This window comes from Nocardioides alkalitolerans DSM 16699 (assembly GCF_000426525.1).
In the GTDB taxonomy this organism is placed as follows: Bacteria; Actinomycetota; Actinomycetes; order Propionibacteriales; family Nocardioidaceae; genus Nocardioides; species Nocardioides alkalitolerans.
The window spans coordinates 124,470-148,105 of record NZ_AUFN01000010.1; the positions used below are offsets into that span (position 1 = coordinate 124,470).

At 74.8% G+C, this 23,636-nt stretch carries 21 protein-coding genes; 4 read left to right on the forward strand and 17 right to left on the reverse strand.

From position 1 onward, the window contains the following. Positions 1-42 precede the first annotated feature (42 nt). The 13 genes from K329_RS23800 to K329_RS30095 all read right to left on the reverse strand — a co-directional run bounded on the left by K329_RS23800 (position 43) and on the right by K329_RS30095 (position 13,843). Complete coding sequence (locus K329_RS23800; protein WP_245596401.1) at positions 43-1,287, reverse strand: winged helix-turn-helix domain-containing protein; 1,245 nt, start codon at positions 1,285-1,287, stop codon at positions 43-45. Continuing rightward, positions 1,284-1,985, reverse strand: coding sequence for a response regulator (locus K329_RS23805; RefSeq protein ID WP_052336228.1), 702 nt, complete (start codon positions 1,983-1,985; stop codon positions 1,284-1,286). The genes K329_RS23800 and K329_RS23805 overlap by 4 nt, the downstream gene beginning before the upstream one ends. A 52-nt stretch (positions 1,986-2,037) precedes the next feature. Then, positions 2,038-2,709: a ribosome hibernation-promoting factor, HPF/YfiA family gene (hpf, locus tag K329_RS23810; RefSeq protein WP_052336229.1), complete on the reverse strand. Its 672-nt coding sequence runs from the start codon at positions 2,707-2,709 to the stop codon at positions 2,038-2,040. 263 nt (positions 2,710-2,972) lie between these two features. Further along, positions 2,973-3,806 (reverse strand): ComF family protein, encoded by an 834-nt coding sequence (locus tag K329_RS23815; RefSeq protein ID WP_052336230.1) that lies wholly within the window; start codon positions 3,804-3,806, stop codon positions 2,973-2,975. 65 nt (positions 3,807-3,871) lie between these two features. Further along, positions 3,872-5,686: an LpqB family beta-propeller domain-containing protein gene (locus K329_RS0101335; protein WP_028471650.1), complete on the reverse strand. Its 1,815-nt coding sequence runs from the start codon at positions 5,684-5,686 to the stop codon at positions 3,872-3,874. Continuing rightward, positions 5,683-7,254, reverse strand: a complete 1,572-nt coding sequence (gene mtrB / locus K329_RS23820; protein ID WP_245596402.1) for an MtrAB system histidine kinase MtrB — start codon at positions 7,252-7,254, stop codon at positions 5,683-5,685. The genes K329_RS0101335 and mtrB overlap by 4 nt, the downstream gene beginning before the upstream one ends. Before the next feature lie 44 nt (positions 7,255-7,298). After that, the gene (gene mtrA / locus K329_RS0101345) at positions 7,299-8,021 is read right to left on the reverse strand and encodes an MtrAB system response regulator MtrA (protein ID WP_211225707.1); all 723 of its coding nucleotides are present in this window, start codon (positions 8,019-8,021) and stop codon (positions 7,299-7,301) included. Positions 8,022-8,115: 94 nt separating this feature from the next. Further along, positions 8,116-9,555, reverse strand: a complete 1,440-nt coding sequence (ahcY, locus tag K329_RS0101350) for an adenosylhomocysteinase (protein ID WP_028471652.1) — start codon at positions 9,553-9,555, stop codon at positions 8,116-8,118. 128 nt (positions 9,556-9,683) lie between these two features. Then, the gene (locus K329_RS0101355; RefSeq protein WP_028471653.1) at positions 9,684-10,652 is read right to left on the reverse strand and encodes a DUF808 domain-containing protein; all 969 of its coding nucleotides are present in this window, start codon (positions 10,650-10,652) and stop codon (positions 9,684-9,686) included. 92 nt (positions 10,653-10,744) lie between these two features. Beyond that, a complete protein-coding gene (locus tag K329_RS0101360) occupies positions 10,745-11,773 on the reverse strand; it encodes an SIS domain-containing protein (protein ID WP_028471654.1) in 1,029 nt (342 codons plus the stop codon). A gap of 4 nt (positions 11,774-11,777) precedes the next feature. Further along, the gene (locus tag K329_RS0101365; RefSeq protein WP_028471655.1) at positions 11,778-11,966 is read right to left on the reverse strand and encodes a Trm112 family protein; all 189 of its coding nucleotides are present in this window, start codon (positions 11,964-11,966) and stop codon (positions 11,778-11,780) included. After that, positions 11,963-13,339, reverse strand: coding sequence for a phosphomannomutase/phosphoglucomutase (locus K329_RS0101370; RefSeq protein WP_028471656.1), 1,377 nt, complete (start codon positions 13,337-13,339; stop codon positions 11,963-11,965). The genes K329_RS0101365 and K329_RS0101370 overlap by 4 nt, the downstream gene beginning before the upstream one ends. Before the next feature lie 54 nt (positions 13,340-13,393). Continuing rightward, complete coding sequence (locus tag K329_RS30095) at positions 13,394-13,843, reverse strand: DUF3499 domain-containing protein (RefSeq protein WP_084540906.1); 450 nt, start codon at positions 13,841-13,843, stop codon at positions 13,394-13,396. A 67-nt stretch (positions 13,844-13,910) separates the two neighbouring features. Here K329_RS30095 and K329_RS0101380 point away from each other — a divergent pair, with 67 nt between their 5' ends. Then, complete coding sequence (locus K329_RS0101380) at positions 13,911-14,372, forward strand: metallopeptidase family protein (RefSeq protein WP_245596403.1); 462 nt, start codon at positions 13,911-13,913, stop codon at positions 14,370-14,372. Positions 14,373-14,411: 39 nt separating this feature from the next. Here K329_RS0101380 and K329_RS23830 read toward each other — a convergent pair whose 3' ends face one another. The 3 genes from K329_RS23830 to K329_RS0101395 form a co-directional block, all read right to left on the reverse strand. Continuing rightward, positions 14,412-15,878 (reverse strand): DUF5719 family protein, encoded by a 1,467-nt coding sequence (locus tag K329_RS23830; RefSeq protein WP_043641848.1) that lies wholly within the window; start codon positions 15,876-15,878, stop codon positions 14,412-14,414. After that, positions 15,875-18,958 (reverse strand): glycosyltransferase family 2 protein, encoded by a 3,084-nt coding sequence (locus tag K329_RS0101390; protein ID WP_028471658.1) that lies wholly within the window; start codon positions 18,956-18,958, stop codon positions 15,875-15,877. Before K329_RS0101390 ends, K329_RS23830 begins: the two co-directional genes overlap by 4 nt. 72 nt (positions 18,959-19,030) lie before the next feature. Beyond that, complete coding sequence (locus tag K329_RS0101395) at positions 19,031-19,288, reverse strand: WhiB family transcriptional regulator (RefSeq protein ID WP_028471659.1); 258 nt, start codon at positions 19,286-19,288, stop codon at positions 19,031-19,033. A gap of 310 nt (positions 19,289-19,598) precedes the next feature. Between K329_RS0101395 and cofD the strand changes: the two genes are divergently transcribed. The 3 genes from cofD to K329_RS0101410 are packed head-to-tail and all read left to right on the forward strand — an operon-like array spanning position 19,599 to position 22,461. After that, a complete protein-coding gene (cofD, locus tag K329_RS0101400) occupies positions 19,599-20,642 on the forward strand; it encodes a 2-phospho-L-lactate transferase (protein WP_028471660.1) in 1,044 nt (347 codons plus the stop codon). Continuing rightward, a complete protein-coding gene (gene cofE / locus K329_RS23835) occupies positions 20,639-21,649 on the forward strand; it encodes a coenzyme F420-0:L-glutamate ligase (RefSeq protein WP_084540907.1) in 1,011 nt (336 codons plus the stop codon). The genes cofD and cofE overlap by 4 nt, the downstream gene beginning before the upstream one ends. 44 nt (positions 21,650-21,693) lie before the next feature. Then, on the forward strand, positions 21,694-22,461 hold the full coding sequence (locus tag K329_RS0101410) for a DUF3105 domain-containing protein (protein ID WP_028471661.1): 768 nt from the start codon (positions 21,694-21,696) through the stop codon (positions 22,459-22,461). 101 nt (positions 22,462-22,562) lie between these two features. Here the strand turns inward: K329_RS0101410 and K329_RS0101415 are convergent, their stop codons facing one another. Next, the gene (locus K329_RS0101415; RefSeq protein WP_028471662.1) at positions 22,563-23,624 is read right to left on the reverse strand and encodes a nucleotidyltransferase family protein; all 1,062 of its coding nucleotides are present in this window, start codon (positions 23,622-23,624) and stop codon (positions 22,563-22,565) included. Positions 23,625-23,636: the final 12 nt, after the last annotated feature.

The window sequence follows — 23,636 nt, forward strand, 5'->3', positions numbered from 1 at the left end:
CCCAGACATCGCCGCCCCGCCCGGCGGGGTGAGGGCGACGGGTCAGCGGGTGGGCACGTACGACGACAGCTCGGCCGCCAGCCCGGGGGCCAGGTCGCCCCGCCCGACGACCTCGGCGGCCGCCAGGCCCAGCCAGGCGGCGAGCCGGGCCAGCTCGGCGGCCAGCTCGGCGGCGGTGTCCGGCGGCGCGCCCGGCTCGGCGTACGCCGCCTGCACCACGAGGCGCCCGGCTCCCCCGTCGGCCTTGCGGTCCGCCTTGAGGTCGACCCGCCCGACGATCCGGTCGCCCAGCAGGAACGGCAGCACGTAGTACCCGTGGGTGCGCAGGTGGGCCGGCACGTAGATCTCGATGCGGTAGTGGAGGTCGAAGAGCCGGAGCGTGCGCTCGCGCTCCCACACGACCGGGTCGAACGGGCTCAGCAGCGCGCGGGCGTCGACGCGCCGCGGCCGGGCGGCGTCGACGTGGAGGTAGGCGGGCCGGTCCCAGCCCTCGATCCGGGCGGGCAGCAGCTCCCCCGAGTCGACGAGGTCGAGCACCGCCTGGTCGGCCACGGGCCCGCGCAGGCGGTAGTAGTCCTTGAAGCAGCCGGCGGTCCCGACCCCGTGGCTGCGGGCGGCACGCCGCACCAGCTCCCGCGCGGCATCGGCGTGGGAGAGCGCCGGGCGCGCGAGCACCTCCTCGGGGATCACCCGCTCGGGCAGGTCGTAGAGGCGCTCGAACGCGCTGTTGCGGCCGGCGACGGCCAGGTCGCCGACCAGGAAGAGGTGCTCGAGGGCGCGCTTGGTCTCCGACCAGTTCCAGCCCCAGTGGTCCTTCTTGCGGGGCAGTCCGGCGTCGAGGTCGCGCGGCGTCGCTGCGCCGCCCTCGGTGACCTCGGCCAGCACGGAGGCCACCAGCTCCGGTTTCTCGGCCGCGATGCCCTCGTCGCTCCGCTGCGCCCGGACGGACTCCATCCGGAAGCGCATGACGGGCCACAGGTCGACGGGCATGTACGCCGCCACGTGGGCCCAGTACTCGACGACGCGACGGGGCGGGGTGGAGCTCGCCCGGCGCAGCAGGTCGACGTCGTACGGACCCATGCGGGAGTAGAGCGGCATGAAGTGGGCGCGCTGCAGCACGTTGACGGAGTCGATCTGCAGCACCCCGGTGCGGGCGAGCGCGCGGTCGAACGTGCGCATCGTGGGCGCGGCGTGCTCCGGGTCGCGGAACCCCTGCGCCGCCAGTGCGACCCGTCGCGCCTGCGCCTGGGAGAGAGGCAGCGGCCGGGGGCCGGGGGTCACGGTCACGGCGGGTCGAGGAGCTTCGCCCGCACGGCGTACATGACGGCCTCCATGCGGGAGTGCAGCTGGAGCTTCTCGAGGATGTTGCGCACGTGGTTCTTCACGGTGTTCTCCGAGATGAACAGGCGCTTCGCGATCTCGCGGTTGTTGATGCCGGTGGCGACGAGGCGGAGGACCTCGAGCTCGCGCTCGGTGAGCCGGAGCCCCGGCACGCTGGCCTTCTCGACCTGCGACATCTGCTTGAACTCGTCGATGAGCTTGACCGCCATCGACGGGCTGATGAGCGACTGTCCGTCGGAGACGACCCGGACGGCCTGCGCCACCTCGTCGATCGAGGAGTCCTTCAGGAGGTAGCCCGACGCGCCCCCCTTGACGGCCTCGTAGAGGTCGCCCTCCTCGTCGGAGACGGTGAGCATGATGATCTTGGCCGACGGCACGGCCTCCTTGATCGCCCGGCACGCCTCGATGCCCGAGCGCTTCGGCATCCGCACGTCGAGGAGGACCACGTCGGGAGCCGAGATGGTGGCGATCCGCAGACCCTCGTCGCCGTCCCCCGCCTCGCCCACGACCTCGATGCCCTCCTCGACGCCGAGGAGCATGGTGAGGCCGCGGCGGAAGAGCTCCTGGTCGTCGACGACCAGGACCCGGACGGGCTCGACGCCCGTCGGGGCAGGGAGGTCGGACGATCCGAGAGGGATGCTCACGCGCGCATCCTGCCACGACCCTCCGGAGCGTCCCGCTCCCTGCCCCTGCGCACTAGGCCTGCAGGCCGCCGTCGGCGACCGCGTCGAGGTCGTGCCCGAGGTCGAGCGCGATCACGCCGTAGTCGTAGCCGCGGCGCCGGTAGACCACCGACGGCCGGTCGGTGGCCTTGTCGACGAACAGGTAGAAGTCGTGGCCGACCAGCTCCATCTCGTAGAGGGCCTGGTCGAGCGTCATGGGCTCCGCCGCGTGGGTCTTCTCGCGGACCACCAGGGGTCCGTCACCGTCGACCGCGAGGGGACCGGACCGGGAGCCGGCCGGCTCGGCCGCGGTCTCGGCGTCGTCGGGAGCGGGGGGCAGGAGGTCGTCGGGGACCGCCCCGGCGAGCGCCTCGCCCACGGAGACGGGCACGTGCCGCCCGCGGTGGATGCGCCGGCGGTCGGACGCCTTGCGCATCTGGGAGGCCATCTTGTCGAGAGCGAGGTCGAGGGCCGCCATCTTGTGGTCGGCCGCCGCCTCGGCGCGCACGACGGGACCCTTGGTGAAGGCCGTCAGCTGCACCCGCTCGCAACGGTCCGACTGTCGGGGATTGCGCTCGTTCGAGACCTCGACCTGCAACCGGATGATCCGGTGGTCGTGCTTCTCGAGCCGCGACAGCTTCTCCTCGACGTGGGAACGGAATCCCTCCGACACCTCGACGTGTCGACCGGTGACCACAATGTCCATACGAGCCTCCTGAAACGGTAGGTGTGTCAGCTCCCGGGCGCGTCCCTCCTCCGGCACGCGCGTACGACGTCCGTCCCCCGGCAGGGCCGGGGGTGGGGTGACGGCGTCGGGAGCATGGATGGAGCCGGTCGGCCCGGGGCGGTGGGGACCGCGTGGCCCTCACCGGACCTCGGGTCTGCGTGCCGGGATCCGCGCGGCCCTGGGAGGGCTCGACGTACCGGGGCGGTACGACCACGGACCCGGACGGACTCCATGCGTCGACGTTAGTGGGTGCCCCCTACCGGGGGAAGGGAACGCGCGCGGGAATCGGCGGGGAACCCCGGACGACCAGGGGTGGAACGCCGCGGCGTCGTGGTGATCGTGGCCGCCACCAGCACCGGCACCCCGACGGCGCGCAGGGCGCGCGACGACTCCTGCAGGGTCGCGCCGGTGGTGACGACGTCGTCGCACAGCACCACCCGGCCGTGCGGGTGGCGCCGGGCGGTCCGGTCCAGCCGCGCCGTGGGGCAGAAGAGCGTGCCGGCGACGTTCGTCGCCCGGCCCTCCGCACCGAGCTCGCCCTGGTCGCGGACGCCCCGCACCCCGGGCGCCTGACGCAGCAGGTCGGCGACGTGGGCGTCGTGCCCCCACCGGCGCAGGACGCGGGCGGCCCTCGCCACCACGACGCCCAGCGGATCGTGCCCGCGGCGACGGGCCGCGCCGGGGCGCGAGGGCACCGGGCAGAGCAGGAGCGGTCCGGGCACGGGTGCCCCGTGACGCACCGCGGCGCAGCCGTCGGCGACGGCCAGGGCCAGGAGCGCGGCCAGCGGCGCCCGGAGGACGAGCTGGCTCTCCTCTTTGTGACCGACGACGAGCGCGCGGAGCACCCCGGCGTGCGGCCCCGCCGACCACACCGGCCCGAGACCGCGCGGCCACGGGTCGAGCACCGCCGGCCCGGCCCGGGTGGGCAGCCCGTCCCGGCAGCGGGTGCAGAGCAACGCGCCGGGCGTCGCGCAGCCCACGCAGCGGCTGCCCGTCAGCAGGTCGGCGACGGCGTCGCCGAGCCAGCGCCCGTCGCCGCGCGGGGGCGCGGTCGGGGACAGGTCACGACGGGGCACCCGCTGAGCACAGCAGACGGCCTGCTCCCCCGCCACCGTCGACGAGCCTGCCTGTGGACGAGCGGTCAGCCGGCGTACGTGAGCCCGAGGACACCGTCACCGGGCGGGAACGGCTCGGACACGCCGTCGCCGCGCTCCTCGACACCGTCGGGGCCGACGAGGAGCACCGAGCTGCCGGCCGTGGGCGAGGTGACGACCCGCTGGGCCGAGCTGACGAGCACGCTCGAGGTGTCGGACCCGCCGGGCGAGCCGTCGACGGAGAGACGCCGCAGCTCGACCAGGGTCTCGTCGAGGCCCACGAGCGCGACGAGGTCGGTGGGCGAGCGCCAGGAGATGTCGCGCACGGTCTCGGCGCGCCCCTGGCCCTCGCGGGGCAGCGCGAGGACGGTCCGGCCCGGGAGTACGCGCACGACGCCCCCGCGCTCGTCGTACCGCACGCGGTTGACGACCACCCGCTGTGCGCCCGCCTCGCCCACGACACTGACGATCCGGGAGCCGTCCCGCGCGACGAGCAGCCGGGTGATGCGCTCCCCGCTCACGCCGGGCACCGCGACGGTCTCGGCCGTGCCCTGGTTGAGCACCTGGACCCGGCCCTGGGCACCTCCGTCGGCGACCCACATCCGGTCGGCGACGTCCCACGACGGCGTCGTCGCCCCCGAGGTCGGCAGCACGAGGGGCGCCGAGGCGGGGACGTCGAGGGAGGCCACGGCCACCTCGCCGGCCGGGGTCACCCCCGCCATCCGGGTGCCCGAGAGGTTGACCGCGACACGGGTCGGGCCGAGCGCGGCCAGCGGTTCGGTGCCGTCCACCGGTCGTCGTCCGTCGTCGTCCACCGTGACGATGCCGCCGTCGGCGACGCCGAACAACCGGGCCTCGGCACCCACCACGCTCGGGCTGTAGCGCTCCCCGGCGTTGACCGCGAACTGCTCCTCGCCGTTGGGCGTCGGCAGCGGCACGCCGCCGACCGTCACCCGGACCCGGGCGATCGAGGGGTCCTGGCGCAACGTCCAGGAGAGCTGGGCGACCATCTGCTCGGTGAGCCCCTCCAGGGGCAGCGCGCCCTCCTCCAGGGCCACCTCCGCGAGGCCCGAGGGCGTCACCACCACCGTCTGCTCGAGCCGCGCGGTGGTGCCGAGCCTCGAGATCTCGACGCCGTCCAGGTCGGGCTCGGGGCCGGTCAGCAGACCCGTGACCAGCTGCGTGGCGAGCTGGTCGCCGCGCGGGCGGAAGACCGGCTCCGGCACGAGGATGCGCCCGGTCGGGTCGAAGAAGTAGAGCATCACCTGCTCGTACCGGCTCGCCAGCCAGGTGCGCGGCACGACGAGCGCGTCGGCGAGGCCGTCGATGCGCCACTCGCCGTCCTCGACGACGAGGCGGTACGAGACCACCAGGTCGGACGGGTCGTCCGCGACGACGCCCGCCTCCGTCTGCTGCCCCTGGCCCTGCCCCTGCCAGGCGCCCCGCTCGTCGAGCACGCCCACGTCGCGCAGCTCGACGGTCACGCGGGCGCCCACCACCGGCCGGCCGAGGTCCTCGTAGACGACGGTCTCGCGCTCGGGAGCCCACGTCTCCTGCGCGGTCCGGGTGAGGAACGAGCGGGCCACGTTGGTCTGCAGCGAGGTGGCCCGCATCGCCTCGAGGAAGTGCTGCACGATCTCGTCCGGGCTCTCCCCCGGCGTCGGGCCCGGCGGCACGAAGTCGACCCCGGCCGTCGAGGTGTCGGTCGAGCGTCCGGACGGCACCGTGACGTCGCCGCCGTCGGGCAGCTGGACGCACCCGACGAGCAGGGCGAGCAGCGCCAGCGCCAGCGCGACGCCGAGGAAGGGGCGCCGGGGTCCGGACCGGCGGGGCCCGGACCAGCGGCGGGGGGTGGCGCTCATCGGGCGACCTCCGCGTCGGACGGCAGCAGGGGGATCGGGCTGTGGCGCAGCTGGTCGCCCGCCACCCGCGGCAGCGTCAGCCGGAACTGGGCACCCGCGCCGGGGGCGCCCCAGGCCTGGAGCCAGCCGCCGTGGAGGTGCGCGTCCTCGAGGGCGATCGACAGGCCGAGGCCGGTGCCGCCCGACGTCCGGGCCCGTGCCGGGTCGGCGCGCCAGAAGCGGTTGAAGACCATGGCCGACTCCCCCGGGGCCAGCCCGACGCCGTAGTCGCGCACGGCGATCGCCGCGCTGTGCTCGTCGACGTCCACGGCGAGCGTGATGTCGCGGGACTCGGCGTGGTCGATGGCGTTCGACACCAGGTTGCGCACGACCCGCTCGATGCGCCGCGCGTCGGCCTCCGCGGTGCACGGCACGCTCGAGGCCCGTACGCGGACCTCGACGCCGCTCTGCGCCGCCAGCGAGGCGGTCTGCGCGACGACCCGGCGGGCGAGCTCCCTCAGGTCGACCTCCTCGAGCTCGAGCGCGACGGCGCCCGCGTCGTACCGGCTGATCTCGAGCAGGTCGCCCAGCAGTCCCTCGAAGCGGTCGAGCTCGACCTGCAGGAGCTCGGCCGCCCGCGCCGTCGGCGCGTCGAAGTCGGCGCGGGCGTCGAAGAGGACGTCACCGGCCATCCGCACCGTCGTGAGCGGGGTGCGGAGCTCGTGGGAGACGTCCGCGACGAACCGGCGCTGCACGCGGCTGAGCTCCTCCAGCTGCTGGATCTGCCGCTGGAGGTTGGAGGCCATCTGGTTGAACGACGTGGCGAGGCGGGCGAGGTCGTCCTGCCCCGTCACGCGCAGGCGCTCCTGCAGGCGACCGGCGGCGAGCCGCTCCGCCACCTTGCGGGCCATCCGGATCGGGGTCACGACCTGGCGCGCCACCACCCAGGTGACGGCGCCGATGAGCACGACCAGCAGCCCGGCGGCGGTGAGGGCGGCCCGGGCGACGAGGTCGAGCGTCTGCTGCTCGCCGGTCAGCGGGAAGAGCAGGTAGAGCGTGTAGGTCTCGCCGTCGGCCGGCAGCTGCAGCTGGGTGCCGACCACGATCCCGGGCACGGACGACTCCTCGCCGGCGTCCGAGGTGCGCACCCGCGTGTAGGACCACGCGAGCTGGCCGCTCTCCGCGAAGTGGGCGCGCAGCGCGGCCGGCACGCTGCTCGACTCCAGGCCCGGCGAGGAGAGCGAGCCCACCTCGTCGAGGCCGACGTCGAGGTCGGCGTCGGAGCGCGACAGCAGCACGGAGAATCCGCGGACCGTGCCGCGCTGGGTGAGGGGGGCCGCCACCTGCTGCAGCTGCTCGGCCACGTCGAAGTCGGTGCCCGGCGTCGCCAGGAGCCGGTCGACGGCCTGGTCGGTCTCGTTCTGCGCCTCGATCGTCGCGGCCTCGACGCGGTTGTCGAGCAGGCCGTCGCGGGTCTGCACGACCAGCAGCCAGCTCACGCCACCGACCACGACGGCCGAGAGCAGCATGGTGCTGAAGACGACGCGTGCGGAGATCGAGCGGCGCCACACCGTGAGCGCGCGGCGCACGGCCGCCGACACCTCGGCGCCGCGCGGGAAGGAGGGCAGGCGCCTCAGGACGGACCGGCCTTGTAGCCGACACCTCGGACGGTGACGACGATCTCGGGACGCTCCGGGTCGTGCTCGACCTTCGAGCGCAGCCGCTGCACGTGCACGTTGACCAGTCGCGTGTCGGCGGCGTGGCGGTAGCCCCAGACCTCCTCCAGGAGGACCTCGCGGCTGAAGGCCTGCCACGGCTTGCGGGCCAGGCAGACGAGGAGGTCGAACTCGAGCGGCGTCAGGCTGATGGCGACGCCGGCGCGGGTCACCTGGTGGCCGGAGACGTCGATGACGAGGTCGCCGATGGTGAGGTTCTCCTGCGACGGCGTGTCGAGCCGGCGGACCCGGGCGCGGATGCGCGCCACCAGCTCCTTGGGCTTGAACGGCTTCACGACGTAGTCGTCGGCGCCGGACTCGAGGCCCACCACCACGTCGACGGTGTCGCCCTTGGCGGTCAGCATGACGATCGGGATGCCGGACTCGGCGCGGATCTCCTTGCACACGTCGATGCCGTCCTTGCCGGGCAGCATGAGGTCGAGCAGGAGCAGGTCGGGGCGGAACTCGCGGAAGGCGGCCAGCGCCTCGTCGCCCCGCAGGCACACGGCGGGCTCGAAGCCCTCCTGGCGCAGGACGATCGTGAGCATCTCGGCCAGCGAGGCGTCGTCGTCGACGACGAGGATGCGTCCGCGGCGGTCGGCGTCCGAGCCGGGGGCCGAGGTGCGGTCTGGGCTGGTCACGGCGATCAGTATGACTCTCTCGGGGAGAACTGGTGCGGAGACGACGTCGGCACCGCTGCGCCCCCGAGCGGGACAGCGGTGCCGACGAGGGGTGTCAGTAGCGGTACTGGTCCGACTTGTACGGACCCGCCACGTCGACGCCGAGGTAGCTGGCCTGGTCGTCGCTGAGCGTGGTGAGCTCGACGCCGAGGGCGGCGAGGTGGAGGCGGGCGACCTCCTCGTCGAGGTGCTTCGGGAGCACGTAGACGCCCACCGGGTAGTCCTGCGGCTTCGTGAAGATCTCGATCTGCGCGAGCACCTGGTTCGTGAACGAGTTCGACATCACGAAGGAGGGGTGACCCGTCGCGTTGCCGAGGTTCATGAGGCGGCCCTCGGACAGCACGATGATCGAGCGGCCGCCGACGTTCTCAGGGAAGGTCCAGACGTCGACCTGCGGCTTGACGTTCTTGCGGTGCACGCCCTCGAGGGACTCGAGGCCGGCCATGTCGATCTCGTTGTCGAAGTGGCCGATGTTGCCCAGGATCGCCTGGTGCTTCATCTTCGCCATCTGCTCGACCGTCACGACGTCCTTGTTGCCCGTGGCCGTGATGATGATGTCGGCGACGTCGATGACGGAGTCGAGCGCGGAGACCTGGTAGCCGTCCATCGCGGCCTGCAGCGCGCAGATCGGGTCGATCTCGGTGACGATGACGCGCGCGCCCTGGCCGCGGAGCGACTCCGCGCAGCCCTTGCCCACGTCGCCGTACCCGCAGACGACCGCGACCTTGCCGCCGATGAGGACGTCGGTGGCGCGGTTGATGCCGTCGATGAGGCTGTGACGGCAGCCGTACTTGTTGTCGAACTTCGACTTCGTGACGGAGTCGTTGACGTTGATGGCCGGGAAGAGGAGCGAGCCCTCGCGCATCATGTCGTAGAGGCGCAGCACGCCGGTGGTGGTCTCCTCGGTGACGCCCTTGATCGAGGCGGCGACCTGGGTCCAGCGGTCCTTGCTCTCGGCGAGCGAGGCGTTGAGCACGTCGAAGATGATCTTCTGCTCGTGGCTCTTGGCCGTGGCGGGGTCGGGCGCCTGGCCCGTCTTCTCCGCCTCGACACCGAGGTGCACGAGGAGCGTGGCGTCGCCACCGTCGTCGAGGATCATGTTGGCGCCCTCGTCACCGGGCCACTGGAGGATCTGCTGGGTGCACCACCAGTACTCCTCCAGCGTCTCGCCCTTCCAGGCGAAGACCGGCACGCCGGCGGGGGCGTCGACGGTGCCCTCGGGACCGACGGCGATCGCCGCGGCCGCGTGGTCCTGGGTGGAGAAGATGTTGCACGAGGCCCAGCGGACCTCGGCACCGAGCGCGGTGAGCGTCTCGATGAGGACGGCGGTCTGCACCGTCATGTGGAGCGATCCGGCGATGCGGGCACCGGCCAGCGGCTTCGAGTCGCCGTAGCGCTCGCGCATCGCCATCAGGCCCGGCATCTCGTGCTCGGCGAGAGAGATCTCGGTGCGGCCGAAGTCGGCCAGGGAGAGGTCTGCGACCTTGAAGTCCATCGGGTTGTCTCCTCGAACAGGTGGAGCCAGGTCTGCGTCGCGCATCTGCGCTCTGTGGGTTCTCCCACGCGGACGCGGTCGAGCCTAGAACGCTTCGCCCGCCGAACCCGAATTCTCGGACCGCTCCGTCAGGACGTGGCGGGCGCGTGCTCCTCGTCGTCGTGCCCGCCCGGACCGAACGGCAGGACGTGCAGCACGGCGACGACGACCGCGCCGACCACGAGGCCGACGATCGCGGAGAGCACCGTGTTGACGATCCACCCGGCGACGGCGCCGGCGGCGCCGAGCGCGTCGTGCACGGCCACCTCGAGGTGGTGCACGGCCTCGTACGGCGCGTGCCAGCCGAGGTCGTCGACGCCGACGAGGAGGATGTGGCCGCCGACCCAGAGCATCGCGGCGGTGCCGACGACGCTGATGACGGACAGCAGCGTCGGCATCCCCTTGACCAGGCCGCGACCGACCTTCTGCGCGAGCGCGGAGGAGCGCTGGGCCAGCGCGAGCCCGACGTCGTCCATCTTCACGATGACGGCCACGACGCCGTACACGAGCACCGTGATGCCGATCGCCACCACCACGAGGATGATCGCGCGGGACCAGAAGCCCTCGGCCGCGACCTCGTTGAGCGAGATCACCATGATCTCGGCCGAGAGGATGAGGTCGGTGCGGATGGCGCCCGCGACCATCGTCTTCTCCTGCTCGGGTCCGAGCTCGGTCACCGGCTTCGCGTGGGCCTTGCCGTGACCGGAGAGCTTGCCCCAGATCTTCTCGGCACCCTCGAAGCACAGGAAGGCCCCGCCCAGCATGAGGATCGGGGTCAGCGCCCACGGCGCGAACTGGCTGAGCAGCAGCGCCGCCGGCAGGATGATCAGCAGCTTGTTGCGCAGCGACCCGATCGCGATCTTGCGGATCATCGGCAGCTCGCGCTTCGCCGCGACGCCCTGGACGTACTGCGGGGTCACCGCGGTGTCGTCGACCACGACGCCGGCGGCCTTGACGCTCGCGCGGCTGGCGGCGGCACCGATGTCGTCGACGGACGCGGCGGCCGTGCGTGCCAGCACGGAGATGTCGTCGAGGAGGGCGAACAGCCCGCCGCTCATGCCCGGCTCCCGGCGTCTGAGGTCATGCGCGACACCCTAGGCCAGTCGGGACCCCCGATGGGGACGGGAGCCCACACCCCCGGACGGGCCGATCAGCCCGGGACCTCCATGAGCTGCAGGTAGGCCGCGGCGTACCGGCCCTCGAGCACGAGCGAGGCGTAGCGCGCGACCTCGCTGCCCGTGTCGGCGGTCAGCGTGACGACGCGGACGTCGTGGGCCGCCGCCGCCGCGCGCAGCCGCCCCGACTGCTCCCGCACGACCGCGTCGGTGCTCCCGTCGTCCAGGACGAGGAGCACGGGCCGCGAGGCCGCCCCGCCGCCCTCGAAGGGATCGGCGAACACGTCGCGGGGGCGGGCGGCCTCGACGAGCGGCAGCAGCTGGTCCGCGTCGGCGGCGACGGCGGCCCGGCCGGTCGTGCGCCGCAGCTCCTCCGCGAGACGCCGCGCGGCCCGCGCCGCGAGGACCGAGCCGCCCCAGACCAGGGGGGACGCGTCGGCGAGGCCGATGGCGACCTCCTTCGCCGGGTTGCTCGCGAGGTCGCGGAACGGCGAGCAGGTCACGGCCACCGCGTCGAGGGCCCCCGCCACGGCGTCCGCGTCGGCGGGCCGACCGAGGCCGGCCGAGGCCAGGAAGTCGAGGACCACGACGGCCGTCGCGAGCTGGTCCCCCGTGCTCGTCGGCAGCATGAGCACGTCGCGGCCGACCGCGTGCTCGGCCACGAGCGAGGCGGGCGGGCACGCGACCAGCACGTCGCACCCGCGACGGACGGCCTCGGACGCCGCGGAGGCCGCGAGCACGTCGGAGCCCTGGGGCGCGAGCAGCACGACGAGGTCCAGCGGACCGGCCCAGCCGGGCAGCCCGGGGCCCGTCCACGCCACGAACGGCACGGGGCACGTCTGCTCCAGCACGGCGCGGAGCAGGCGGGAGTCGGGTCCGGCGGCGACGACCGCGCGGGGCCGCGAGCGCTCGCGGGCCTCGTCGACCCGGTCGGCCACCGAGTCCGCCGCGTCGCCGGCCTCCCGGCGCACGCGGGCCCCGGACTCCGCCAGCCGGCGGAGCACCGGGTCGAGGGACGCGAGCGCCTGCTCGTCGTCCAGCCGCGACTCGTCGAACCAGGTCATCGGGTCAGCCGGTCCGGCGGGCCTCGTCGACCAGCAGCACCGGGATGTCGTCGCGGACCGGGTAGACCAGCGTGCAGCCGGTGCAGGCGAGCTCGCCCGTGCCCTCGGGGGCGCCGGCGACCTCGACCTGCTCGAGACGGGCGTGGCACTCGGGGCACACGATGATGCGCAGCAGCGTGGCGTCGATGTTCATCGGCGGATCACCGCCAGCACCTCGTCGCGGACCCGGGCCATCGTGGGTTCGTCCTTGCCCTCCACGTTGAGCCGCAGCAGCGGCTCCGTGTTCGAGGCCCGCACGTTGAACCACCAGTCCGCGTGGTCGACGGTGAGGCCGTCGAGCTCGTCGAGCGTCACGCCGTCCTGGGCGCCGTACGTCGACTCCAGCTGCGCCAGGACCGCCGCCTGGTCGCCGACGGTGGAGTTGATCTCGCCGCTCATCGGGTAGCGCTCGTAGGACGCGAGCAGCTGCGAGAGCGTCACGTCCGTCTCGGCCAGCGCGGCGAGGGCGTGGAGCGCCGCCAGCATGCCCGAGTCGGCGCGCCAGAAGTCGCGGAAGTAGAAGTGGCCGCTGTGCTCGCCGCCGAAGACGGCGTCGGTCTCGGCCATGGTGGCCTTGATGTAGGAGTGCCCCACGCGGGTGCGGACGGCGGTGCCGCCCTTCTCGGCGACGATCTCGGGCACGGCCTTGCTGGTGATGAGGTTGTGGATCACCTTGGAGCCGGGCACCCGCGTCAGCTCGCGGTCGGCGATGAGGGCGGTGAGCGTCGACGGCGAGACCGCGCGCCCGTTCTCGTCGACGAGGAAGCAGCGGTCGGCGTCGCCGTCGAAGGCGAGCCCGATGTCGGCCGACTCGGCGACCACGCGCGCCTTCAGGTCGGTGAGCGTCTCCTCGTCGATCGGGTTGGCCTCGTGGTTCGGGAAGCTGCCGTCGAGCTCGAAGTACATCGGCACGATCTCGGCGCGGTCGTCGCCGAGCCGCTCGAAGACGGCGGGGGCCGTGAGGCCGGCCATGCCGTTGCCGGCGTCGACGACCACCTTCAGCCGACGGCCCTTCACGGGCGCCAGGGAGAGCACGTGGGCGGCGTAGGCCTCCAGCACGTCGTGCTCGGTGATGTTGCCGGTCGAGGAGGCGGGGGCCGGCGCGGGGCCGCCGACGAGGTCGCGGATCTCGGAGAGACCGGTGTCGGTGCCGATCGGCACCGCGTTGGCGCGACACATCTTGATGCCGTTGTACTGCGCCGGATTGTGGCTGGCCGTGAACATCGCGCCAGCGTGGCCGAGGTGGCCCGAGGCGAAGTAGAGCTGGTCGGTGGACGCGAGGCCGATGAGGACGACGTCGGCGCCCTGGTCGGCGGCGCCCTGCGCGAACGCGCCCGCCATGCCCGGCGAGGAGGGCCGCATGTCGTGGCCGACGACGACCGTGGGTGCACCGGTGACCTGCACGAACGCGGCACCCACGCGGCGCGCGAAGTCCTCGTCGAGCTGGTCGGGGACGGTGCCCCGGACGTCGTACGCCTTGAAGACGGCCTGGAGGTTGGACGGGTCGAGCGTTCCGCTGAGCGCCATGGACGGGAGCCTAGCGGCCCGCGGTGCGTGGCGTCAGCCGGAGGTCCGACCCGCTCAGCCCGGGTCGGTCGTCAGGACGCGCAGGTGACCGCCCCGCGGGCGCCCGCCCGCCGGTCGGTACGGCGCTGCCGGGTCCGTCGGGTCGCCCTCGTGGAGCTCGCGGCGCGCCCCCCGCTCGTCGCGGTCGTCGCCGACGACCCGCCCCGGACCGCCGGGGGCGGGCGCGGACGGACGGACGGCGGCCTCGCGCACGGCGTCCGCCAGCGCGAGCAGGTCGTCGTCGGAGGGCCCCGGACGCGTCGACGCGGCGGCGAGCCGCAGCACCTCCCAGCCCCGGGGGGCCGAGAGCCGCTCGCTGTGCTGCTCGCAGAGGTCGTAGGCGTGGGGCTCGGCGGCCGTCGACAGCGGGCCGAGCACCGCGGTCTGGTCGGCGTAGACATAGGTCAGCGTCATCACCGCGGGACGACCGCAGGCGGTGCGCGAACAACGACGGGCAGACCTCACGACGAGGACGCTACTCCGCCCGGTCGGCCGACCGGACTAGGCTCGCGGCCCGAGCGAGGAGAAACCGTTGAGCGAGCAGCCCGTGCCCCACCCGGCGGAGCGACCCGTCAGGCGGCGTGACCGTCACGACCGCGGCCGCCCCTTCACCCCGGTGCGTCCGGCCCCGGGTCGCCGGGACCCCCGACCCGGGTCGCGCGCCCGGTTCGACGCCGTGGCGCTGGCGGTCGTGACGGACCTCGACACGCGCTGGCGGGCGCGGCTCGGGCCGGTCGACGTGCCCGTCGAGTACGCCGTGGAGGACATGCCGCTCCTCCCCCGTGACTGGTCCGACGAGGTGCCGCTGGGGTCGCTCGTGCGGCCGACCGTCGCGAGCCCAGCCCGTGTCGTGCTCTTCCGACGCCCGCTGGAGCGGCGCACGGAGTCCCGCGCCGAGCTCGAGGACCTCGTGCGCCGGGTGGCGGCCGAGCAGGTCGCCGAGCTGCTCGGCCTGGTGCCGCGCGACGTCGACCCGGACTACGAGGAGGACTAGCGCCTCGGCCCCCGGGGCCTCACGGCCCGGTGCGCCGGCTCACGGCCAGGCGGGTCGGGCCGCCGGCACCCGCTCGTCGACCACGACGGGGCTGAGGGCGACCACGCTCGGTCGTCCGCCTGCCGTCACCACGACCGCGCCGCGCACCCCGCCGGCATCGGTCGCACCCACGACCTCCACCCGCGCCGTGCCCGGGGCGAGGTCGACCACGCCGGAGACCGCGTCGGCCAGCGTGACCGCCCGGCGGGCCAGCTCCGCGCCCGCGGCGTCGCGCGCCACCACCTCGACCTCGGTCTCGTCGCCGTCACCGGTGAGCACCAGCCGCGCCGCCGTCGCCCCGGCGGGCAGCAGCGCGCCACCGCTGGTCAGCGGCTCCGCGACGACCGCGCTGGCCTCGCCCGCGCCGGTCCCGGTCCGCAGGGCCGCGGCGACCGGCTCGGTGCCCGTCACGCGGACGCCCAGCACGCCGTCGTCCACGGCGGCGAGGGCCTCCGTGAGGTCGAGGGAGGCGACGCCGCCCGGGGCGACCTCCAGGGCCTCGACGCCCGCGGGCTCGAAGATCCCGGTCACGCCGACGACCTCGACCGTCACCCGGGCCTGGTTCTCGCCGGGGTTGGTGACGACGAGCGTCCGGGCCGCCGTGGTGTCCCCCGGGCTGCCGAGCAGGGTGAGCTCCCGTGCCGGCGCCTCCTGGATCGCGGCCCACGTGGTCGTGACGGCGCCACCGGCGAGCGGGTCGAGCGCCTGCAGGACGCCCATGCCGAGGCGCCCGCGGGTGACGTCGACGTGGAGGGCCAGCTCGCCGCGCACGGGCGCGATCGCCGCGAGGTCGAAGCGACGGGTCTCGCCGGGCCCGACGACGACGGAGCGGATCGCCTCCGCGTCGACGGGGCCGCTCTCGCCGTACAGGGTCAGCGCGGCGGCCGCGGTGCCGCTGTCGGGGTTGGTCAGCTCGACGACCGAGGCCCGCTCGGCGCCTCCGCCGAGACCGACGAACCAGCCGCCGGTGTCGGGCTCCCGGCAGGTCCAGCCGGTCGCGCCGCTCGCGTCGTAGCGCGCCGCGTGGAGACCTCGGGCGGCCTCCCCCGTCGCGGTGGCGGTGGTGGGCTCGCCCGACTCGGACGTCACGACGGCGCCGTCGTCGACCGCCACGGTCTCGCCCGCCAGGTCGACCTCTCCCCCGGTCACCTCGGGGGACGTGGCGACCGACAGCCGGCCCGCCTCGGGCACGACGGCGGACGGGTCCTCGGCGCTGCCCGAGGCGACCCCGGTCGACGGGCACACGACGGTCGCGGAGGTGCGCGGCTCCACGTCGGGCGCGGTCGGCTCGGCCGCGCCGGGGGCGTCGACACGCACGCCGAGCCCCACGAGCAGGGCCAGCACGGGCACGACGACGGCCGCCAGGAGCACGGGGTCGAACCGCCGTCGGCCACCGGGCGCGGCCGCGGCCCGGCGCCGGCCTGGCGTCACGGGCGTCTCGGACGTCTCGGTCGTCGGGTCGCTCACCGGGTCTCCTCGATCGGGGCGGAACGTCGCTCGACGCTGCGGCGGTTGGGGCCGGCCATGACCAGCACCACGACCAGCGCCACGCCCTGCACCAGGAGCAGCACGGCGCGGCCGAGGCCGACGGAGCCGTCGTCGACGGCGTCGGCCGACGGCGGCTCGGCGAGCTCCCACGCCCGGGTGCTCGGGTCGGCGGCGCTCGCGGGCGCCAGCCCGGCGACGGAGTCGAGGGTGGCGCGGATCTCCGGGTCACCAGGGGCGGGCTGCACGACGTAGGCGATGCCGGCGGACCGCAGGCGGTCGACGACCTCCTCCGTCGGGCTCGAGGCCAGGGCGCGGACGTCGGCGGCCATCGCCTCGTCGACCGGCGTCAGCGCGGCGACCTCCTCCTCGCCCAGCCGCACGCCGTCGTCGCGGCGCACGTCGTAGGTGAGGCCGTCGTCGATGCTCCCCCGCAGCAGCAGCACGCCGTACGACGGGGACGTCTCGGACCGCTGGGCCATGTAGGCCGGGATGTCGACGTCGCGGTCGTCGGCCGCGACCGAGCCGCCCGGGCCGACGAACCAGGCGAGGCCGGAGACGGCGACCGCGGCCAGGGCCAGCGTCGGCAGCGCGGCGACGACGCGGCGGACGGCACCGGCGGACGGCCTCCCGTCGGCGCGGCGGCCCACGAGGGTCCACGCGAGGCCCTGGGCGCCGAGGACCGCGGCGGTCACGGCGGCCCCGGCCACGACGACGACCACGAGGCCGAGGGCGGCGGGGGTCTCGCCGGCGGCGAGGTCGAAGGTCGGGAGCGCCAGGAGCGCCGCGGGCGCGAGCACCGCAGCGGCGACGGCCCAGCAGCCGACGACCGCGATCCGGGTCGCGGGCACCGCGAGCGCCAGCACCGCCAGCGCGACGAGCACGACCCCGGCCTCCGTCGTGCCGGCGCCGTCACCGAGGCGGCCCAGCGCGACGTCGAGCGGCGCGAGCGCCGGGTAGGGCAGGCGGCCGGCCTCGCCCGCCAGCGCGACGAGGTCGCCGTGCAGGAGGGTCGGCAGCAGCCAGGGCGAGAGCAGCACCGCCGGCAGCACGAGCGCCAGCGCGACCGGGGCGACCGTGCCGCGCAGGACCTCGCGGGAGAGGAGGGCGCGACGGGCGACGACGACGCCGAAGGCGAGCGTCACGACCGCCATCGAGAGCGCGAGCACCGCGGCGACCGGGACGAGCGCCACGACGAGCGTCAGGAGCAGGCCCGTGCGCCACCCGGCGCGCCAGCGGCGCTCGCGCTCGGGGTCCGCGAAGCCGAGCGCGGCGTGCGCCAGCCACGGCAGCAGGGCGGCGGCGACCACGATCCCGAACCGGCCCTGGGCCCACGCGCCGCTGGTGACGGGCACGAGGCCGTAGGTGACCGCGCCGACCAGCAGCAGCCAGCGGGAGGTGCCGCGGGGGTCGAGGAGACGCCCCGCGACCCCGAGGAGGCGCCAGGCCCCCCAGATGCCGAAGGGCACCGCGAGCAGCATCAGCAGGGCCACCGTGGCCCCGGGACCGCCCGGCAGCAGCCAGGCGAGGAGGGCGAGCGGCGCGACGTACGGCGGCGCGGGCACGTCGGTCCCGGTGCCGAGCGGCGACGAGCTCGCGGCGTGCAGGTGCCACCACGTCGAGGTGTCGGCGGGCGCGGGCGCCAGCGCTCCCCCGGCGATCCCGCCGAGGGCCTCGCGCGCCCCGACCAGGCACAGCACGACGACGGCGGTGAGGAGCAGGGCGAGCGGGCTGGTGAGGTAGCGGGCGAGCCAGCCGCTCTCGGCGGCCAGCTCGTCGTCCTCCCCGCCGGACTCGTCGACCGTGGCGGCCCGGGTGCCGGTGCGGGTGGCCGCCACGCGGTCGCGCTCGGCCGCCGAGCGGGCGTCGCGCCGGCGGTCCGCGACGTCGGTCGCGTGCGTGGTGGCGGCCGACACGACGTCGCCGACGAGGTCGAGGCCGTGGCGGTAGGGCACCCACCACGGGGCCAGCAGGCGTCGTACGTCGCGCTGCGCCACCGTCCGCGTCGCCCGCCGGGCCCTGCGCGCCCGTCGCAGGTCGCCCGGGCGGGCGTAGACGGCGGCCACGGCGAGCACCTCGTCCGCCGCCGCGCCGGGGCTGCGGGTGGCGAGGAAGCCGAGCGCGCGCAGCAGGCTGCCCAGGGCGAGGCGCACGGCCTGGAGGAGGAAGGCCCTCGTCGAGCAGTTCGCCAGCACCACGAAGAGGGCGGCCCGGCGGTCGGCGAGGTGGGGGTGGCGGCCGAGGAGGGGCGTGCTCCGCAGTCCGCGGTGGCTGGCCTCCGCGTGGAAGACGACCGCGTCGGGGGCGACGACGGTGCGACGGCCCGCGGCGGCGGCCCGCCAGCCGAGGTCGAGATCGGCCCCGAGCACCGGCAGGGTCCGCTCGAGCCCGCCGAGGTCGCTCAGGAGCGCGGGACGCACGAGCATGCCGGCGGTGTTCACCGCGAGCACGCGGCGCGACGCGGCGTACTGCCCCTGGTCGTACTCGCCGCGCTCGAGCCCGGTCTCGCGGCGGGCGGTGCCGCTGACGGTCACCCCGACCTCGAGCAGGCGGCGCAGCGAGGGCCACTCGCGCAGCTTCGGGCCGATCACCTCGGCCGCGGGGTCCAGGTGGGCGCACTCGAGCAGCCGCTGCAGCGCGTCCGGGGCGGGGACGGAGTCGTCGTGGAGCAGCCAGAGCCAGCCGGAGCGGGGGTCGAGCCCGGTGGCGGCGAGGTGGTCGCGGGCCAGGTCGACGGCCTCGGCGTAGGAGGTGGAGACGGGGGCCTCGATCACGGCGGCGTGCCCGAGGGCGACCTCGAGGAGGTCGGCGCTGCCGTCGGTGCTGCCGGTGTCGACCGCGACGACGCGGGCCGGGGGGACGGTCTGGGCCGCGAGGCCCTCGAGGACGGTGGGCAGCCAGGTGGCGCCGTCGTGGGCGACCAGCACCACGGTGACGTCGCCGGCGTCGACGCTCGGGCGGCGGAGCGACTCGGCGTGGGCCTCGGCGTCGCGGCGGAGGTCGGCCCAGTGATCAGCGGGACCGGTGGGCCCGGGATCGGTGGGGAGATCGGCTGCGGTCACGGTCGGTCACCCTACGGTCCGTTCCCAGCGGGGTGCCTGCAGGGCAGAGGCCCCCGGCACCACCGCGTGGGTTCAGACGACCGCGTGCTTCTTGAGCTTGCGACGCTCCCTCTCGGAGAGACCGCCCCAGATGCCGAAGCGCTCGTCGTTCATCAGTGCGTACTCGAGGCAGTCGTCGCGCACGTCGCACGTGAGGCAGACCTTCTTGGCCTCCCTCGTCGACCCGCCCTTCTCCGGGAAGAACGCCTCGGGATCGGTCTGAGCGCACAGTGCGCGCTCCTGCCATCCCAGTTCTTCGGCGTCTCCGTCGAGGAGAAACAGTTCTCTCACGGCATTCGCCCTTTCGACCCGTCTTCGACCCTGCTGACCCCCGTCAGCGGTGCAGCCCGGTGCTCCCTCACCGGCAGGATCACCGGTGCCGGACGTCGACGGTGACGGACGAGGCGTCGGGGTCGACACCTCCGCCCGGCGGACCGGGCGTGCCCGCCGTGACGCCGGAAGAACACTGTGGGAATTACATGCCTGTCGTACACCGGAAGTCAAGCCCGGATCTGGTAGAGGAGCGGTCTCACCCCTTTGTCTGCCGCACGCCGTGGACCCCTCACCACCACTGCGCGGCGCGAGCGGCGAGGATGGCCCCATGAGCAGCGAGAACGCAGTCGTACGACGGGTGACGGTCCTCTCGGGCGGCATGGGCGGCGCCCGCTTCCTCCAGGGCCTGCGCCACGGCCTGCGCACCGGGCTCGTCCCGGGGGCCGACGAGGACACCGAGATCACCGTCGTGGCCAACACCGCCGACGACATCTGGGTGCACGGCCTCAAGGTCTGCCCCGACCTCGACACGGTCATGTACACCCTCGGCGACGGCATCGACCCCGTCCGCGGCTGGGGCCGGCGCGAGGAGACGTGGAGCGTCAAGAACGAGCTCGCGGCGTACGGCGTGGAGCCCACGTGGTTCGGCCTGGGCGACCGTGACGTCGCGACCCACCTCGTGCGCACGCAGATGCTGGACGCGGGCTACCCGCTCTCCGCGGTCACGGAGGCGCTCTGCCGACGGTGGCAGCCCGGCGTGCGCCTCCTGCCGATGACCGACGACCGCGTGGAGACCCACGTCGCCGTGGCGGACCCCGACTCGCCGAGCGGGCGACGGGTCGTCCACTTCCAGGAGTACTGGATCCGGATGCGCGCCGAGGTGCCCGCGGAGACGGTCGTCGCCGTCGGCATCGGCGACGCCACGCCCGGCCCCGGCGTGCTCGAGGCCATCGCGGAGGCGGACGTCGTCATCCTCCCGCCGTCCAACCCCGTCGTCTCGGTCGGCACGATCCTGGGCGTCCCCGGCGTGCGGCGGGCCCTGGCCGACACCGCCGCCCCCGTCGTGGGGCTCTCCCCCATCGTCGGCGGCACCCACGTGCGCGGCATGGCCCACCAGATGCTGACCTCGATCGGCGTCGAGGTCAGCGCCGGCGCCGTCGGCGCGCACTACGGCGCGCGCAGCAACGGCGGCGTGCTCGACGCGTGGCTCGTCGACGAGCGCGACGCCGACCAGGTGGAGGTCGCGACCTCCGTGGGCCTGCGCTCGCGTGCCGTGCCGCTCATGATGACCGACGAGGACGCGACGGCGCGGATGGCCGCGACGGCCGTCGAGCTGGCCCTGGCGACGCGCTCGGACGGGGCCGCCGGGTGAGCGGCCACCTCGAGGTCCACGCCCCCGACGGCGTCGGCGAGGTCACCGCGGGCACCGACCTGGTCGGTCTCGTGGTCGAGCTCCTCGCCCCCCGCGACGGTGACGTCGTGGTCGTGACGAGCAAGGTCGTCGCCAAGGCCGAGGGCCGCGCCAGCACCCTCGACCGCGAGCGCGCCATCGACGACGAGACGGTGCGCGTCGTCGCCCGCCGCGGCCCGACCCGCATCTCCCGGACCCGGCACGGCCTCACGCTGGCCGCGGCCGGCGTCGACAACTCCAACGTCGTGCGGGGCAGCGTCGTGCTGCTGCCGCTCGACCCGGACGCGTCCGCCCGGGCCCTGCGCCGCGGGGTGCGGGAGCGGGCCGGCGTCGACGTGGGGGTCGTCGTCACCGACACCGCCGGCCGGGCGTGGCGCGAGGGGCAGACCGACATCGCCGTGGGCGCGGCCGGCCTCGCGGTGCTCGAGGACCACGCGGGCCGCCACGACTCCTACGGCAACGAGCTCGCGGTCACCGCGCCCGCCGTCGCCGACGAGATCGCCGGCGCCGCGGAGCTGGCGCAGGGCAAGCTCGGCGGCCGTCCGCTGGCCCTCGTCCGCGGACGCGCCGACCTGGTGCTCCCCGGCGACGACGACGGACCGGGTGCGCGGGCCCTCGTGCGCGACCCGGCGCGCGACATGTTCGGGTACGGCGCCCGCGAGGCCGTCGTGGCCGCGCTCGCCGCCGCCTCCGACCCGGCCGAGCTGGTCGACGGCTTCGGGGGGCCCGCCGGCGCCGACGACCTGGCCGGGGCCGTCGCCCGCGTCCTCGGCGTCGAGGCGCGGGTCGCCGACACCGGGGACGGCCTGGTCGCCACGGTGCGGGACACCGACGCCGTCGTGCTGACGGCGCTCACCCGGGCGCACGGGTGGAGGTGGGCCGCGGCGCCGAGCGCCGGCACGACCCCCGCAGGGGCGACCGACACCCCCGGGACGACCGAGGTCAGGCTCACGCGCCCGAGTCCGTAGACTCTGCCCGCGAACGTCCCCAGACCCGTGAGGAAAGCCTGACCGTGGCAAAGTCCGAGAAGACCGACCGCTCCGCGGTCGTCAAGAAGATGAAGGCGCAGCAGCGCAGTGCGGAGCGCCGCGGCAGCTTCATGATCGTCGGCATCTGCATCGCCGTCGGGGTCCTCATCGTGGGGGCCGCGGCCTACCGTCCGGTGATGAACTGGTGGGAGCTGCGGCAGTTCAACGACATCGACCTCGCGGCGATCGGCGCGCCCGCGTCGGTGTGCCAGCCCGAGCAGATCCTGGCCGCCACCGGCGAGCAGGACCACCGGGAGACGGGCGACATCGAGTACGAGACGTCGCCCCCCGTGTTCGGTCCCCACCGCCCCTCGCCGGCACCGATGGACCGCAAGTTCTACACGCCCGAGGACCGCCCCGAGATCGAGCAGCTGATCCACAACTCGGAGCACGGCTACGCGATCCTCTGGTACGACGAGACCGCCGCCGCCGACGACGAGATGATGGCCGACATCCGCGGCATCTCCTCGAAGCTCCAGGGCACCGACAACCTCCGGCTCAAGTTCAAGGCCGTCCCGTGGGAGGGCGAGGCCGACGGCGGCGAGGCGTTCCCCGAGGGCCAGCACATCGCCATCGGCCGGTGGACCAGCACGCTCGAGCCCGAGCAGGGCGACGCCCCCGAGTTCGACGGCGAGCCCGGCGAGAGCGGCTACGGCATCCTCGAGTACTGCAGCGAGCCCAGTGGCGAGGCCCTCAACGACTTCATGCTCCGCTGGCCCTACACGAACTCCGTGGAGCCGCTCGGCGCCTGAGCGCCACCAGGCAGAGCACCAGCACGTACGACGAGGGGCCCGGGTCACGTCGACCCGGGCCCCTCGTCGTACCCGCTCCCGCGCTCGGGGGCGGTGACGGCTCAGACGTGCGCGCCCACGTCGACCCGGACGTCCACCACGGAGGCCTCGGGCGCCACGACGGCGTCGTCGCCGACGGTGGCGTCCTGCAGCCGGGCGCCGGCACCGATCCGGGCGCCCGGACCCACCACGGAGTCGACGACCTCGGCCCCGGCCTCGACCTGCGCACCGGTCATCACGATGCTGCCGCGCACGACGGCCCCGGAGGCGACGACGGCGTCGGCCATCAGCACCGAGCCCCCGCCGACCTCGGCGTCGTCCGCGACCCGCGCGCTGGGCGCGACCCGGGCGCCGTCGGGGCCGGGCTCGGCCGCCGGGGTGGGCGCGACGCCGAGCACGACGTCCCGCGACGCCCCGACGAGGGCCGCCGGCGTGCCCACGTCACGCCAGTAGGCGGTCTCGACGAAGCCCACGACGAGCTGGTCGTCGGCCACGAGGCCCGGGAAGGTCTCGCGCTCCACGGACACCACCTGACCTGCGGGGATGGTGTCGATGACGTCGCGCCGGAAGATGTAGCAGCCGGCGTTGACCTGGTTCGTGACCGGGTTCTCCGACTTCTCCACGAACCCCGTCACGCGGCCCGTGCCGTCGGTGGGCACGCAGCCGAAGGCACGCGCGTCCTCGACCTGCACGAGGTGCAGGCTGACGTCGACCCGGCGACCGTCGCGCGGGGTGGCGAAGTCCTCCAGCTGGCCCGGCAGGTCGTGCCCGGAGAGCACGTCGCCGTTGAGGATGATCACGGCGCCGTCGGGGTCGTCGGTGAGCGCGTCCGCGACGTTGCGGATCGCGCCGCCCGTGCCGAGCGGCTCGTCCTCGAGCACGTAGTCGATGCGGATGCCCCAGCGGCTGCCGTCGCCGAGCACCGGCGCGAACTGGTCGGCGTGGTACGACGTGGCCAGCACGACGTGCTCGACCCCGGCCCCCGCGAGGCGGGCGATCTGGTGCTCGAGGAAGGGGACACCGCCGACGTCGAGGAGGTGCTTCGGCCGGCGTGCGGTCAGGGGCAGCAACCGTGAGCCGAACCCACCGGCCACGATCACCGCCTCGACGGAGGGAAGAGTCATGGTCGGCATCGT

What these genes read in the sequence shown, in the direction of transcription:
- K329_RS0101365 (WP_028471655.1), bottom strand. Translation starts at nt 11,966, where the DNA reads ATGAACATCGACGCCACGCTGCTGCGCATCATCGTGTGCCCCGAGTGC.
- cofD (WP_028471660.1), top strand. Translation starts at nt 19,599, where the DNA reads ATGAGCAGCGAGAACGCAGTCGTACGACGGGTGACGGTCCTCTCGGGC.
- K329_RS0101360 (WP_028471654.1), bottom strand. Translation starts at nt 11,773, where the DNA reads ATGACCTGGTTCGACGAGTCGCGGCTGGACGACGAGCAGGCGCTCGCG.
- K329_RS0101370 (WP_028471656.1), bottom strand. Translation starts at nt 13,339, where the DNA reads ATGGCGCTCAGCGGAACGCTCGACCCGTCCAACCTCCAGGCCGTCTTC.
- ahcY (WP_028471652.1), bottom strand. Translation starts at nt 9,555, where the DNA reads ATGGACTTCAAGGTCGCAGACCTCTCCCTGGCCGACTTCGGCCGCACC.
- K329_RS0101415 (WP_028471662.1), bottom strand. Translation starts at nt 23,624, where the DNA reads ATGACTCTTCCCTCCGTCGAGGCGGTGATCGTGGCCGGTGGGTTCGGC.
- K329_RS0101335 (WP_028471650.1), bottom strand. Translation starts at nt 5,686, where the DNA reads ATGAGCGCCACCCCCCGCCGCTGGTCCGGGCCCCGCCGGTCCGGACCC.
- hpf (WP_052336229.1), bottom strand. Translation starts at nt 2,709, where the DNA reads ATGGACATTGTGGTCACCGGTCGACACGTCGAGGTGTCGGAGGGATTC.
- K329_RS0101355 (WP_028471653.1), bottom strand. Translation starts at nt 10,652, where the DNA reads ATGAGCGGCGGGCTGTTCGCCCTCCTCGACGACATCTCCGTGCTGGCA.